The organism is Novosphingobium sp. BL-A-28-Hi1-0D, from assembly GCF_055521755.1.
In genome coordinates this window covers 705,279-719,234 of sequence record NZ_CM145502.1, presented here as the reverse complement: position 1 = coordinate 719,234, position 13,956 = coordinate 705,279, and the positions used below count along the sequence as shown (strand labels likewise).

At 63.9% G+C, this 13,956-nt stretch carries 11 protein-coding genes; 4 read left to right on the top strand and 7 right to left on the bottom strand.

The features are described 5' to 3' along the window. Nucleotides 1-2 precede the first annotated feature (2 nt). Nucleotides 3-476 (bottom strand): peroxiredoxin, encoded by a 474-nt coding sequence (locus ACZ1JW_RS03600; protein WP_465141979.1) that lies wholly within the window; start codon nt 474-476, stop codon nt 3-5. Then, nucleotides 473-3,151: a bifunctional [glutamine synthetase] adenylyltransferase/[glutamine synthetase]-adenylyl-L-tyrosine phosphorylase gene (locus tag ACZ1JW_RS03595; protein ID WP_465141978.1), complete on the bottom strand. Its 2,679-nt coding sequence runs from the start codon at nt 3,149-3,151 to the stop codon at nt 473-475. Before ACZ1JW_RS03595 ends, ACZ1JW_RS03600 begins: the two co-directional genes overlap by 4 nt. Nucleotides 3,152-3,259: 108 nt before the next feature. Between ACZ1JW_RS03595 and ACZ1JW_RS03590 the strand changes: the two genes are divergently transcribed. Beyond that, on the top strand, nt 3,260-4,264 hold the full coding sequence (locus ACZ1JW_RS03590) for an agmatine deiminase family protein (protein WP_465141977.1): 1,005 nt from the start codon (nt 3,260-3,262) through the stop codon (nt 4,262-4,264). A gap of 125 nt (nt 4,265-4,389) precedes the next feature. Here ACZ1JW_RS03590 and wecC read toward each other — a convergent pair whose 3' ends face one another. Beyond that, nucleotides 4,390-5,694 carry a UDP-N-acetyl-D-mannosamine dehydrogenase gene (wecC, locus tag ACZ1JW_RS03585; protein WP_465141976.1) on the bottom strand — a complete coding sequence of 435 codons (1,305 nt, stop codon included), beginning with the start codon at nt 5,692-5,694 and terminating at the stop codon, nt 4,390-4,392. Further along, entirely contained in the window at nt 5,684-6,808 is a 1,125-nt protein-coding gene (gene wecB, locus ACZ1JW_RS03580) for a non-hydrolyzing UDP-N-acetylglucosamine 2-epimerase (protein ID WP_465141975.1), read from the bottom strand. Before wecB ends, wecC begins: the two co-directional genes overlap by 11 nt. Nucleotides 6,809-6,968: 160 nt before the next feature. Here wecB and ACZ1JW_RS03575 point away from each other — a divergent pair, with 160 nt between their 5' ends. After that, nucleotides 6,969-8,240 carry a nucleotide sugar dehydrogenase gene (locus ACZ1JW_RS03575; RefSeq protein ID WP_465142723.1) on the top strand — a complete coding sequence of 424 codons (1,272 nt, stop codon included), beginning with the start codon at nt 6,969-6,971 and terminating at the stop codon, nt 8,238-8,240. A gap of 192 nt (nt 8,241-8,432) precedes the next feature. Beyond that, complete coding sequence (locus ACZ1JW_RS03570; RefSeq protein ID WP_465141974.1) at nt 8,433-9,431, top strand: GDP-mannose 4,6-dehydratase; 999 nt, start codon at nt 8,433-8,435, stop codon at nt 9,429-9,431. Nucleotides 9,432-9,680: 249 nt separating this feature from the next. Here the strand turns inward: ACZ1JW_RS03570 and ACZ1JW_RS03565 are convergent, their stop codons facing one another. Further along, nucleotides 9,681-10,352: a glutathione S-transferase family protein gene (locus ACZ1JW_RS03565; RefSeq protein WP_465141973.1), complete on the bottom strand. Its 672-nt coding sequence runs from the start codon at nt 10,350-10,352 to the stop codon at nt 9,681-9,683. Between the two features lie 465 nt (nt 10,353-10,817). Here ACZ1JW_RS03565 and ACZ1JW_RS03560 point away from each other — a divergent pair, with 465 nt between their 5' ends. Then, nucleotides 10,818-13,127 carry a TonB-dependent receptor gene (locus ACZ1JW_RS03560; protein WP_465141972.1) on the top strand — a complete coding sequence of 770 codons (2,310 nt, stop codon included), beginning with the start codon at nt 10,818-10,820 and terminating at the stop codon, nt 13,125-13,127. An 84-nt stretch (nt 13,128-13,211) separates the two neighbouring features. On the opposite strand, the gene ACZ1JW_RS03555 is transcribed toward ACZ1JW_RS03560, so the two are convergent. Beyond that, nucleotides 13,212-13,478, bottom strand: a complete 267-nt coding sequence (locus tag ACZ1JW_RS03555) for a hypothetical protein (protein ID WP_465124854.1) — start codon at nt 13,476-13,478, stop codon at nt 13,212-13,214. 19 nt (nt 13,479-13,497) lie between these two features. Further along, the gene (locus ACZ1JW_RS03550) at nt 13,498-13,941 is read right to left on the bottom strand and encodes a chemotaxis protein CheW (RefSeq protein ID WP_465124855.1); all 444 of its coding nucleotides are present in this window, start codon (nt 13,939-13,941) and stop codon (nt 13,498-13,500) included. Nucleotides 13,942-13,956 lie beyond the last annotated feature (15 nt).

Genomic DNA, 13,956 nt, shown 5'->3' with positions numbered 1-13,956 from the left:
GATCAGAGCGCCTTGGCAGCGGCCAGCACCTCGTCGGCGTGACCCTTGACCTTCACCTTGTTCCAAACCTGGGCGATCTTGCCATCCGCGCCCACCAGATAGGTCGTGCGCTCCATGCCCATGTAGGTGCGCCCGTACATCGACTTTTCGGTCCAGATGCCCAGCGCGTCCGAAACGCCGCCTTCTTCCGCGTCCGAAGCCAGCGGCGCGGTCAGCCCGTGCTTCTCGGCAAACTTCACATGCTTCTTGGGCGGGTCTTTGCTCACGCCTAGCACGGCTATGCCTGCCGCCTTGAATTCACCGTAAAGCGCAGAAAAATCCTTGTTTTCCGTGGTGCAGCCGGGCGTGTCGTCCTTGGGGTAGAAGAACACCACCAGCTTGCGCCCCGCAAAGTCCGAAGCTTTCACGCTGCCACCATCGGGCGTCGTCATCGCAATGTCGGGGAACGCTTCGCCCACACCTGTCCGCTCGCTCATTCCGCAATCTCCAGTTGAATATCGAACACTTGCGCCCAGCCTTGGGCGACGCAATGCCGCGCGGCTGTCACCGCGTCCAGCAGCGCGTCCCAGCTTTCCAGCCCGCACGATGTGGCCACGATGCCCCGGCTGGCCTCTGGCGGGAACATGCCATCAGGGGCAACCAGCCGCACCACCACCAGCAACCGCGTCAGCAGATCATGCGCCTTGCGCAGGCCTTGGGGCAGCAGTCCCTTGTCTTCCAGCAGCTGCACCGCCGCGCCAAGATCGGGCGTCTGCGCCAGATGGTCGCGCAATTGCAGGAAATGAACCATGAACTCGATGTCCACCAGCCCGCCGCGCGCCAGCTTCACGTCGAGCGGGCCCTTGGCCGGCTTGTGCTCGGCCATCGTCCCGCGCATCTCCAGCACGTCGGCGCGCAGCTTTGCCGGATCGCGCGGGCGCTCCAGCACACGTGCGATGATCGCCTGAAGGGCCGCCCGGTCCGCTTCCGTCCCGAACATCGCCCGCGCCCGACACAAGGCCATGTGCTCCCACGTCCAGGCATCCTCGCACTGATAGCGCGAGAAGCTGTCGAGGCTAACCGAGATCGGCCCTTGCGCACCCGAAGGCCGCAGCCGCGTGTCCACTTCGTAGAGAGCGCCCGCCGCCGTCGGCACCGAAAGCGCCGCAATCACCCGCTGCGCCAACCGGTTGAAATAGAGCGTCGCCCCCAGCGGCCTGCGCCCATCGGATTCGCTCGCATGGTCCCCGCTGAACAGAAACACCAGATCAAGGTCCGACGCATGGGTCAGCGCCGCGCCGCCCAGCCGCCCGAGCCCGAGAATCGCCAGATCGCTCCCCGGCACCACGCCATGATTGCCCCGAAACTCCTCGATCGCCGCGCGCCCGAGCACCTCGATCGAAGCCTCGGCCACCCGCGAAAGCGCCGCCGCCACCTCCAGCGGATCGCGCTGTCCCTCGACCAGTTGCACCCCCAGCGCAAACCGCATCTCGCCCACGCGCAGGCGCACCGTATCGAGCAACCGCTGGTAATCGTCGCCCGCTTCCCCGCGCGACAATTCCGCCGCAATCTCGGCCACGCTCCCCGGCAGATCGAACGCCGAACGGTCGATCAGGATGTCGAGCAGATCAGACCGTCGCGCGAGCTCATCCGCCAAAGTCGGCGCATGGGCCAGCACACGCATCACCACCGCGAGCAATCCGGGCCGCGCTTCCAGCAGGCGGAACACGTTGATCGCGCTTGGCAAACCTTCCAGCAAGTGCTCCCAGCGCAGCAGCGCCCGCTCCGGGTCCGGCGCCTCGCACAGCGCGCGCAGCAGCTGCGGCCGTATCCGCGCAAAGGCCTCGCGCGCCTCGGCAGAGCGCAGGCAGCGATACTGCCCGCCTTCCCAGGCCTGCACCCGCTCGGCAAAGCGATCCACCACCGGGTCAGACTGGTCCGGCACGGCGACAATCTGCACCGCACCCGTTGGCGCATAAGTCTCGATCAGCGCATCGAACCGCCGCCCGACCGTCTCCGATATCGCCGCCAGCTCTGCCACGAGCGCCGCTCCGTCCGCCAGCCCGTCAAGCCGCGCCACGTTGTCGAGCGCTGCCGCATCGCCCGGCAATGAATGCGTCTGATGGTCCGCCACCATCTGCAACCGATGCTCCAGCGTCCGCAGCCGGTCATAGCTCTCACCCATGACAGCTGCGTCTTCCGCACCGATGATCCCGGCCTCGGCCAGCGCATCAAGGCTCGCCCGCGTCCCCCGCAGTCGCAGCGCCGGATTGCGCCCGCCATGGATCAGCTGGTGCGTCTGGGCAAAGAACTCGACCTCGCGAATCCCCCCGCGTCCGCGCTTCAGATCATAGCCCGGCCCGATCGCCTGCCCCGCCGAATAGTGATCGCGAATCCGCGTCGTCAGCCGCCCGATCTCGGCAATCGCCCCGAAATCGAGGCTTCGACGCCACACGAAAGGCCGGATCGTATCGAGGAACGCCTGCCCCCGCGCCACATCGCCCGAAGCCGCGCGCGCCCGGATATAGGCGGCCCGTTCCCACGCCAGCGCGCTCGATTCATAATGGGTGATCGCCGCCTCGAAAGGCAGGGCGAGGGGGCTGACCTCCGAAGCCGGTCGCAGCCGCAGGTCCACCCGGAACACATAGCCCTCGGCCGTGACCGAAGACATGATCTCCATGATGGCCCGCGCCACCCGCTGCGCCGCATCCGCCGGATCGTCCCGCTCGCGCCGGGGCAGCACCTCGGGATCATAAAGCAGGATCGGATCGATGTCCGACGAGTAGTTCAGCTCCCGCGCCCCATGCTTGCCCAAAGCAATCGCGCAGAACCCTACTGACTCCGCCTCCGGCACCCGCCGCCGGATTGCCGCCTCGATCGCCCGGTCGAGCGAGCGGTCGGCAAAGTCCGAAAGCTCCCCCACCACGCGCCCCAGCGGAAACGCCCCCGCCAGATCACCAACCGCCACGACCAGCGCCAGCGCCAGCCGCTCCCGCCGCAGGGCCACGGCGGCATCGTCCATGCCCTCGCCCGCCGCCTTGGCCCGCGCCAGTGCCCCCTCGACATCCCCCGCCGCCAGCAGCGCCTCCAGCTCAGGCAAACGTCCAAGCGCCATGGAAAGGAACGGAGAATGGGCGTGGGCGCGCGCAAGGGCGCTTTGAAAATCAGTCATCGCCTGTCCGGAATGCCCCGCTTGCCGCGCGCGATCAAGCGCCATGGAAACCGCGCGACTTCTGCTCTAAGGCGCGGGGCCAATTCCCAGAATCCGGACCACACGCCCATGACCGCACCCTTCATCATGCCACCCGAATGGCACCCCCAGGACTGGCTGTGGATCGGCTTCCCGCATCTGGCCGAGGAATGGTCGGGCGTGATCGACAAGGCGCAGGAGCAGATCGCCGCCTTCGCCAGCGCCGTCGCCGACAGCGGCCAGGACGTCCGCCTCATCGTCCGCGATGCCGCCAACGAAATGCGCGCGAAGTCACTCGTCTCCGCCGCCGTAAAGCTCGAACGCCGCACCTATGGCGACGTCTGGCTGCGCGACACCGGCCCGCTCGTCGTGCTGGACGAAGCCGCGAACCGCAAGGCCTGCCTGTTCGGCTTCAACGGCTGGGGCGAGAAGTACCTGATGCCCGGCGATCAGGACATCGGTGCCGACCTTGCCGCCTCCGCAAGCCTCGAAGCCTCGAAAGCCGACTGGATTCTCGAAGGTGGCGCGCTTGACGGAGACGGCACCGGCCTCGTCGCCACGACCGAGCAGTGCCTCCTCAACCCCAATCGCAACCCGCACCTGACCCGCGAAGATCTCGAGCTGCGCCTGCACCGCGATCTCGGCTACACCCGCGTCCTCTGGCTTGGCGATGGCCTGATCAACGACCACACCGACGGCCACGTCGATAATCTCGCCCGCTTCGTCGGCCCGAACCGCCTCGCACTCCCCCGCGCCACCGGCCCGAACGACCCCAACGCCGCGATCTACGCCGATGCGAAAGCCCGCGCGCAGGCCGCAGGCGTCGAAGTGGTCGAAGTCCCGTCGCCGGGCCGCATCGAATGGGGCAACACGATCCAGCCCGCCAGCTACATGAACTTCGTGATCACCACGAACCTCGTGGTCGTCCCGATCTTCGGCTCCCCCCACGATGACGAAGGCGTCGCGGCCATCGCCGAACTCTTCCCGGATCGCGCCACGATCGGCCTGATGGGCGACGCGGTGCTGGCAGGCGGCGGCGGCTTCCACTGCGCCAGCCAGCAGATGCCGAGGGCGGTAGTCCAAAAACTGCCATAAAATTCGCCGTCACCCCGGGCTTGACCCGGGGTCCCGCTGCCTTCTTGGCCAAAGCTGAAATCGCAAGGAAAGCGGGACCCCGGATCAAGTCCGGGGTGACGGGCTTTTTGTCGTTAGCCGAGCGCCTAGCTCGCCAGCCTCAACCCCGCACCAACCACATCAACCCCCGGCTGATCCGGCCAGATCCCGCGCGTGTCATAGACAACCTTGCCCGAACGCTCGGCCAGCGGGATCACCTTGAACACGTCGTGGTCCACCAGCACGATCAGCACGCCGCACTCTTCCAGCGCGGTGTCGAGGTCGATCTGCACAGCGCCCGTACCTTCGAATTCACGCGGTAACTCGCCCGCATAGGGCTCGACCACATGCACACGCGAACCGAACTTGCGCGCCAGACTCGCCGCGACATAGCGCGCCGGGCTCTCGCGGAAATCGTCGATGTTCGCTTTGAACGCCAGGCCAAGGCACGCAACCTTCACCCCCGGATGCTCCTCGACCAGTGCCGAGGCCTTGGCGACGACATGGTGCATCTTGCCATCGTTCACATTGCGCGCGGTGCGGATCAGCGGTGTTTCATCCGGAGCGCCTGCCACTATGAACCACGGGTCCACCGCGATGCAGTGCCCGCCAACGCCGGGGCCGGGCTGCAGGATGTTCACGCGCGGGTGCCGGTTGGCGAGGCGGATCACTTCCCACACGTCCAGCCCCATCCGGTCCGCCACCATCGACAATTCGTTGGCAAAGGCGATGTTCACGTCGCGATAGGCGTTCTCGACCAGCTTGGTCATCTCGGCCGAGCGCGCATCGGTCGTCACGCAAGTCCCGCGCACGAAGCGCCTGTAGAACGCCAGCGCCTTGCGCGCGCAGCGCGGCGTGATGCCGCCGATCGAACGGTCGTTGTTGGTCAGCTCTTCCAGAATGCGCCCCGGCAGCACGCGCTCCGGGCAATAGGCGATGGAAACGTCGGGCGTCTCCTTGGTCTTGCCGGGGAATTTCAGGTCAGGCCGCAGCCCCGCCATCAGATCGCGCATCTGCTCGGTCGTGCCAACGGGCGAGGTCGATTCGAGAATCACCGTGTCGCCCGCCTTCAGCACGGCGGCAACTTGCGTTGCGGCGGCCAGCACATAGGAAATGTCCGGCGTATGATGCCCGTCCTTCTCGAACGGCGTCGGCACCGCGATCACGAAGACGTCGGAAGCCGCAATCTCGGTCGATGCGCGCAGCAATCCGCGTTGCACAACGCCGTGGACCAGCCCGTCGAGGTCCACTTCCTCGATATGGATTTCACCCCGGTTGATCGTGTCGACCACGTGTTGCGACACGTCGAGACCAAGCACGCGGCAACCCGCGCGCGCTATGATGGCAGCAGTTGGAAGTCCGATATAGCCGAGGCCGACAACACAGACGTCCGGCTTCACATCACCCATCATTCGCCAGCAACTCCACGATACGGCGCGCCGATTGCCCATCCCCGAACGGGTTGTGCGCACGCGCCATGGCCGAATAGGCAGTGTTATCGTCGAGCAGGGTGAAGATTTCGGAAACGATACGGTCAACATCGGTGCCGACCAGCCTTGCGGTCCCGGCAGTCACGCCTTCCGGCCGCTCGGTCGTCTCGCGCATGACCAGCACCGGCTTGCCCAGCGCAGGGGCCTCTTCCTGTACGCCGCCCGAATCGGTCAGCATGATCTCGGCCACGGACAGCAGCCGGGCGAAGTGCGGATAGTCCAGCGGCTCGATCATCGCCACGTTGGGCAACCCGTCGAGCGCTGCATCCATCACCTTGCGCACGTTGGGATTGGGGTGGACCGGAAAGACCACCGCCACATCCTCGCGCGCGGCAATCCGGCGGATCGCCTCGGCAATGTTCTCAAGTCCCCCGCCAAAGTTCTCGCGTCGATGGCTGGTCACGCCGATCACCCGCTTGCCGGCAAAACGCGCCTCGATTTCCGCAAGCCCCGCCGCCAGCGCAGGCTCGGCCTCGATCCGCGCCGAAACCCAGTGCAGCGCATCGATCACGGTATTGCCGGTCACGTGGACAGCGCCCGGATCGACATTCTCCGCCAGCAGTGCCGCTGCTGAAACATCGGTCGGCGCAAAGTGCAGCTTTGCAATCGTGCCGATGATCTTGCGGTTCACCTCCTCGGGCCAGGGGTGATAGATGTTGTGGCTGCGCAAGCCCGCCTCGACATGCGCCACCGGCAGCTTGCGGTAATAGGCGGCCAGCGCGCCTGCCATCGCCGTCGCCGTATCCCCCTGAACCACCACCCAGTCGGGCGAGACCTGATCCATCACCTTGCCAAGCCCGGTCAGCAGCGCGGCGGTCAGCCCGTCGAGCGTCTGGTCCGGCTTCATCAGATCAAGGTCGAAATCCGGCACGATCCCGGCGATCTCCAGCACCTGATCCAGCATCCCGCGATGCTGCGCCGAAACGCAGGTGACGACGTGGCAACGCGGATCGGCCTGCAGGGCATGGACCACGGGGAACATCTTGATCGCTTCGGGACGGGTGCCAAACACCACGAGAACGGTCTTTTTCGTCATGGCGCTTCCAATAACTTGCGAGTGTTAACCGTGAAATAAGAGCCTCGATTTAAGCAGGGCGGCAATCCGGCGCGCAGAGCGTCAACCATGAAAGGCCGCATCGCCTGTGACCGTACAGTTCCCGCCGCTTGCTCCTGCCCCAGTTCGCGGCCTTGATCCGCTGGTGTCCGCCACCACCCGCGTCACCGTACTCGGCCTCGGCTACGTCGGCCTGCCGCTCGCCGTTGCGCTTGCCAAGAAGTTCTTCGTCACCGGCTTCGACATTGACGTCCAGCGCATTTCCGAGCTGTCCGAAGGGCATGACCGCACGCGCGAGATCGAACCGGCGCTGCTCTCGATGTCGAGTCTTGGCTTGACCTGCGATGCCGGGGTCTGCCCGCCGAGCGATTTCTACATCGTCACCGTGCCAACCCCGATCGATGCCCAGAATCGCCCCGACCTGCGCCTTGTCGAAGCCGCCTCGCGCACCGTCGGCAAGATGCTGCCTGCCGCCGTCAGGGAAGGCCGCGCCCCGGTCGTCGTATATGAAAGCACTGTCTATCCCGGCGTGACGGAAGACATCTGCGGCCCGATTCTCGAACAGGTCTCCGGCCTCAAGTGCGGTGAGGATTTCTTCCTCGGCTACAGCCCCGAACGCATCAATCCCGGCGATCGTGAACACACCATCGAACGCATCACCAAGGTTGTCTCGGGACAAACGCCCGAAGTGCTTGATCGCGTTGCCGATCTCTATGGCGCGATCACCAGCGGCGGCGTGTTCCGCGCCGCATCGATCAAGGCTGCCGAAGCCGCCAAGGTCATCGAGAACGCCCAGCGCGATATCAACATCGCCTTCATGAACGAGATCACCCAGATCTTCTCCAAGATGGACATCTCCGTCTGGGACGTGCTCGCGGCCTCCAACACCAAGTGGAACTTCCTGTCCTTCACCCCCGGCCTCGTCGGCGGGCACTGCATCGGCGTCGATCCCTATTACCTCTCGGCCCGCGCCGAAGCCCTTGGCCATGACCCGCAGGTGATTCTCGCCGGGCGCGGCGTAAACGATGGCATGGCGCAATGGGTTGCTAGCCAACTCCATGAAAAGCGTGGGAAAAAGGCAGGGTCAGTGCTCGTCCTCGGCCTGACGTTCAAGGAGAACGTGCCGGATTTGCGCAATTCCAAAGTCGCCGATGTCGTCGCCGAACTCGAAGCGCTCGGCCACAAGGTCGCCGTCCACGATCCCCACGCCGACAACGCCGAAGCCATGCTCGAATATGGCATCCAGCTTGCGGGCGATGCCTTCGAACAGGCTTATGACCTTGTTTTCCTTGCCGTTCCCCACAAGTACTATCTTGCGGCGGGCGCAGACCGCATCGCGTCACTGGTGGCGCCGGGCGGCACGCTGGCAGACCTCAAGGGCGTGCTGGGTGACCGCGCCGACTGGAAACTTTGAGCAATCCCAATATGCTGCGTCCCCGCGAAGGCGGGGACCTCGGTGTTCTCACGGAACACTAGCGTGCCAAAGCAATTTGCGCTCCCGCGAAGGCGGGGGCCTCGGTGTTCTCACGGAACACACGCGTAAACCGACTGAGGTCCCCGCCTTCGCGGGGACGCCAAGGTTCTGAAATATAAGGTTGAAGCCAACGTGAAAGTCCTCGTTACCGGAGCCGCCGGCTTCATCGGCTACTCGCTCATCACTCGCCTGCTCGCGCGCGGGGACGAGGTCGTCGGCGTCGATATCGTGAACGACTACTATGACGTCAGCCTCAAGGAAGCGCGGCTGGCGCGGCTGGTCGAGCAGGGCGGATCGCGATTCTCGTTATGCCGCAATGACTTCGCCGATTACGCAGGCCTCACCGCGGCGCTGGCAGACAAGCAGTTCGAACGCGTCGTCCACTTGGGCGCGCAGGCCGGAGTGCGCTATTCGATCGAGAATCCGCACGCCTATGTGCAGTCCAACCTCGTCGGCCACCTCAACCTGCTCGAAGTCTCGCGCCATCGCGGCGTGGAGCACATGGTCTATGCCAGCTCCTCGTCAGTTTATGGTGGAAATACAAAGCTTCCCTTCTCGGTGGACGACCGCGTCGATCACCCGCTCTCGCTCTATGCCGCCACCAAGAAGGCGGACGAGCTGATGAGCGAGACTTACGCCCACCTCTATCGCCTGCCGCTGACGGGCCTCAGGTTCTTCACCGTCTATGGCCCGTGGGGTCGGCCGGACATGATGATGTGGTTGTTTACAAAGGCTATTCTGGCGGGCGAGCCGATCAACGTGTTCAATCACGGCGACATGTACCGCGATTTCACTTACGTTGACGACATCGTCAGCGGCGTGATCGCCTGCCTCGACAATCCCCCGCCCGATGACGGCGCGATCAAGGCCGGCGGCAGCGAAAAACCCCACCGCCTCTACAACATCGGCAACCACAAGTCCGAACACCTGATGAAGGTCATCGCGATTCTGGAAGAGCAATTGGGGCGCAAGGCCGAGATGAATCTGATGCCGATGCAGCCCGGCGACGTCCGCCAGTCCTTCGCTGACATCGACGCGATCTCGGGCGACCTCGGCTACCGTCCGACGACGAGCATCGAGGTCGGGGTGCCGAACTTCGTGGCATGGTACAAGGACTACCACGGGTTGTGACTCTGCCCCCCGTTTGCGTCCGGGAGTTGCGGGCATTCAGGGGAGAGTTACCCCTCTGCCTTCGAGAGTTGGGGGGGAGTTGGGGTAGAGTTGGAAACTGCGGTTTGCAGCTAAAAAATGCGCTGAAACACAAGGTCATGGGCCCCGGCCTGCGCCGGGGTGACGATAAAAAAATAGTATTCTTATATATTTGCTCGTCACCCCGGCGAAGGCCGGGGCCCATTCCCTACCAACCAAACACCAAAACCATCACGCATTCACGTCCGCATAGTGGCTCGGCGGCTGGATCACGTCCATGCGCTCGGCCAGCAGAGGGCGGAAGCTCGGGCGGCTCTTGAACACCGAGTACCAGCTGCGCGCCTGCTCGTGCCCCGACCAGTCGATGCCGCCGAGATAGTCGGCGACCGAGATCTGCGCGGCGGCGGCAAGGTCAGCGAGGCTCATCGTCGAACCTGCCAGCCAGGGGCGATTGTCGATCAGATAATCGATATAATACAAGTGCTCGTCAGCCAGACGCATGGAATCGCGCAGGCGCTTGCTGTCTGGCGGGCTGCGATAGACGAGGCGCTTCTTCATCCGCTCCTCAAGCAGCGGCTGCGTGACGTCGGCGTAAAAATTCTCGTCGAACAGCGCTACCAGACGGCGGATTTCCGCGCGATTGACCGCGGTTCCGTTGATCATCGGCGTCTTGTCGACGGTCTCTTCGAAATACTCGCAGATCGCCCGGCTGTCGGCCAGAATGACGCCACGCTCGGGATTGTGGATCGCCGGGGTGCGGTATGCCGGGCTGAGCTTTCCGAACGCTTCGGTCCGCTCCCACGGATTCTCCCTAACCAGATCATAGGCAACGCCCTTTTCGCTGAGCAGAAGACGCACCTTGCGAGAGAACGGACACAGGGGAAATTGATGAAGCTGCCACATGGAGAAAGCTTTGCGCGGGCAAGGGCGCAGGGTCAAGGACAGTGAGTGCTATGCGTATTGGCAATGCATATGCGGTCAGCAGGCATCACGCCGTGATGACGCAAATGTGTCCGGACATGATCGACCGGCACGATCTCCGACAAGGGGGTGCGCTGCCCTGAAGAAGACTTTTATGACTATCTTTCAGAATTTTAATCGCTCGAGAAAGAACGGGCCAAAGCGCTGAGAAGAGAGAAGTAGAAATAAAAAGATACAGACTAGACAAAAAGGGAAAGATGTGTTGGAGGAATTATATCAATTCATAAAAGAGATTATATTGATGATACTATTATTTATGAGATCGATGAATATATCCTCCAAATAAAAATTATTCCTTCGCCTGCTTTCCCGCTAACCGCCCTGCCTGCAGCTGACCGCGACTTCTGGTCGCAGGTCGCTCAAGCATGACTTGGGGAGGTAAATGCAATGACGGAAATCAGGCGCAGTGTCCTGTTGTGCGGTCTTTCGATCGTCGCCCTCGCTTCGGCTCCGAGCGCTCTCGCGCAGGAAAGCGCGCAGGAAGCGGCGGTGGTGGAAGACGAGAATGCAATCGTCGTAACGGCGCGCAAGCGTGTCGAGAACCTGATCGACGTGCCGCTGGCGGTCTCGGTCGCAACAGCAGACCAGCTCAAGCGCGACCAGATCTACAACGTGACGGATCTCCAGCGCATCACACCGGCTCTCGAAGTCTCCCAGACCTTCGGCGGTGAATCGAACGGTGGCGGCCGTCTGCGCGGCTTTGGCACCGGCGTTTTCAATCCTTCGGTTGCACCTTCGGTGGCTTTGGTGATCGACCAGGTTCCGATCGGAAACCTGAACTTCCCCGTGCTGTTCGACATGGCCCAGGTCGAAGTTCTGCGTGGACCGCAGGGAACGCTGTTCGGCCAGGGTGCTTCGGCCGGCGTGCTCAACATCAGCACGCGCAAGCCCGAGTTCGATCGCTTTGGCGCGAACTTCAGCATCGACGGGGCTGACAAGGGCACGGCGGGGGCCGAGTTCGGCGAACTCATCGTCAATGCCGGGATGAACCTGCCACTGGCCAGCAATCTTGCACTGCGCGTTTCGGGCCAGCTTCGCCGCGAAACGGGCCTGCAGCGCAGCTCGACCACCGGTCTCGACAACGTGATCGAGGACTTCGGGATCAGGGCGAAGCTGCGGTACGAGCCAAGCGATACCGTGTCGATCACGCTCTCGGGCGAGTATGGCGAGAACAATGGCCGCGGGCAGACCTTCTTTGCCCTGGCAACCAGGCCCAACTCGACCACGCCCTTCGGTCCTCCGGGCGGGACTGTCGGTTCCGTCGCGACCGCAGCGTTCCTCAACCCGGCCGGCTGCGCCATGCCTGTCATCAGCGAACGTGCTGAATGGTATTGCGAAAACACGCCGACCGAGCAGTCCACAACGGTTGCGGCAGTTTCTGCGGTGATCGATGTCGAGTTGTCCGATTCGCTCTCGCTCACCTCGGTTTCGGGGTTCCGTGATCGCGAATACCTCGTGATCAGCCGGGACTTCTCGCGCCTGACCACCGCTCCCGCTGCACGCCAACAGCGTACCGCTGAAGAGTCCAACGGCTTCAGCCAGGAACTTCGTCTGAACTATACCGGAAACGGCTTCGACGTGGTGGGCGGGGTGTTCTACACCGACTTCGCGTTCGATCGCACGCCGATCGGCGAGCCGGTGATCTTCGGCAGTGCGCTGCCCGCCGAACGCGTCGGGTTCAGCGTCTGCAACTTCGCCGGAACCGTATGTCCCGTGCCGATCAGCTTCACGCGGGAAATCACGAACAACCGCACCTTGGCAGCCTTTGCCGACGTGACCGTCAACCTTACCGAACAGATCGAACTCTTCGGCGGTCTGCGTTACGACGATTACCGCAACACCACGCAGATCCAGGTATTTCGCAGCACCCCCGGTCCCGTCCGCACGCTGGAGCTTGAAGACGGCAATCTCTCGGGGCGTATCGGCCTGAGCTACCAGCCCAACGCCGACGTGAACATTTTCGGTTCATTCTCGCGTGGCTACAAGCCGCCGGCAGTGGGCACCGATCCGTCGGGCGCGCTGTTCGTGCTTGATCCGGAATTGTCGGACGCTTTCGAAATCGGCGCGAAACTCGGAGTCGGGCGTCTCCAGCTTTCGGCCAACGCGTTCTACACCAAGCTGCGCAACTTCCAGAGCCAGGCGAACGTGCTGATCGGCGGGGCCCTGATCTCGCGGCCGCTCAATGTTCCGGAGACTGTGTCAAAGGGCTTCGAGCTGACCGCATTCGGCCAGATCACGCGCGGTTTCAGCGTGAATGCCGGATACCAGTACAACGATGTCCGGTATCCCACCGGGTTCGTGGGTGAAGATGGCCAGTCCCTGGGCGGCACCCAGCTGATCAATGCGCCGCGCCACAAGATCACGCTCTCTGCCGATTATGGCCATGAGGTGTCTGACGGGCTCGAGTTCTTCGCGAACACCAACGTTGTCTATCGCAGCGCCACACTGCTCGCGCCGCGGGCAGACCCGATCTACCGGTTCCGCGCCAATGCTCTCGTCAATCTCGGGCTTGGTGTGCGCCATCCCGAGGGCACCTGGACGGCGGCGCTGTTCGTGCGCAACCTGACCAAACAGCGTGTGCCGGTGGCCTATCTCGCCCACACCTTTGCCAATCTGCCCACCGGTGCCGTGCGTGCCCTGCCGGCGGCCGGGCAGACCGCGAGAGTGGTTGGCGCAAGGGTGGGTTTCCAGTTCTGAACCACCTGATGTGAAAACGGGGCGCGCCATCTTGTTGATGGCCGCCCCGCCGGATCCCGGACGCGCGAGGGGGAGCGGCCGGGATCACCCCGAAAGGCGCATCCTGTCGCGCAGAACGTCGATCGCGATGCGTTCGATTTCCTCGGCCGGGCGTTCGGCGACGAGCAGGCGGCCCAGGGAGCGCTGCTTCTGGGCGATGAGGTCTATCGCCTGAAGTTTGTCCATGTGTTTCATGGCGATGTCCATGTCCATGCAGAGGGATGCGCCGAGGGCTTCGACTTCCTCGGCGAGCTCCTCGAGCACGACGGCGATCTGCCGGTGCGTAGCCTGTTTGGGGGTGACTTCGGCCATGAGGCGGCGCTCCCTTCGCTCAGGCGGCTTCAGCAAGCTGGGCGCCGTCGGACAGCGCGGCAAGATTCAGGACCATGACCATGCGGTCCTCGATTGCGGCGAGGCCTTCGAGAAACGGGACGACGGTGTCTCCGGCCGAAGTCGGCGGCGGGGGCTGCAGCGTCTCGCTGTCGAGCGTGACGATATCGCTGACCGAATCGACGATCCAGCCCGAGATCTGCGCGCCCTGCTGGGTGACGATGATCGCGTGGCGGGGCGTTGCTTCGGTGGCACGCCAGCCGAGGCGGGCGGCGAGGTCGATCACCGGCAGGACGGTGCCGCGCAGGTTGACGACGCCTGCGACATAGGACGGCACGCGTGGCAGGCGCGTGGTGGGCGACCACGCGCGGATCTCGCGGATGGCCATGATGTCGAGGCCAAAGACCTGTCCCTCAACCTCGAACGTGATCAGTTCGCGCAGCATGGTCGGACTCCTCTC

Bases quoted from the DNA above. Each gene is read 5' to 3' on its own strand.
- ACZ1JW_RS03600 (WP_465141979.1), bottom strand. From the start codon at position 476: ATGAGCGAGCGGACAGGTGTGGGCGAAGCGTTCCCCGACATTGCGATG.
- ACZ1JW_RS03595 (WP_465141978.1), bottom strand. From the start codon at position 3,151: ATGACTGATTTTCAAAGCGCCCTTGCGCGCGCCCACGCCCATTCTCCG.
- ACZ1JW_RS03590 (WP_465141977.1), top strand. From the start codon at position 3,260: ATGACCGCACCCTTCATCATGCCACCCGAATGGCACCCCCAGGACTGG.
- wecC (WP_465141976.1), bottom strand. From the start codon at position 5,694: ATGATGGGTGATGTGAAGCCGGACGTCTGTGTTGTCGGCCTCGGCTAT.
- wecB (WP_465141975.1), bottom strand. From the start codon at position 6,808: ATGACGAAAAAGACCGTTCTCGTGGTGTTTGGCACCCGTCCCGAAGCG.
- ACZ1JW_RS03565 (WP_465141973.1), bottom strand. From the start codon at position 10,352: ATGTGGCAGCTTCATCAATTTCCCCTGTGTCCGTTCTCTCGCAAGGTG.
- ACZ1JW_RS03560 (WP_465141972.1), top strand. From the start codon at position 10,818: ATGACGGAAATCAGGCGCAGTGTCCTGTTGTGCGGTCTTTCGATCGTC.
- ACZ1JW_RS03555 (WP_465124854.1), bottom strand. From the start codon at position 13,478: ATGGCCGAAGTCACCCCCAAACAGGCTACGCACCGGCAGATCGCCGTC.
- ACZ1JW_RS03550 (WP_465124855.1), bottom strand. From the start codon at position 13,941: ATGCTGCGCGAACTGATCACGTTCGAGGTTGAGGGACAGGTCTTTGGC.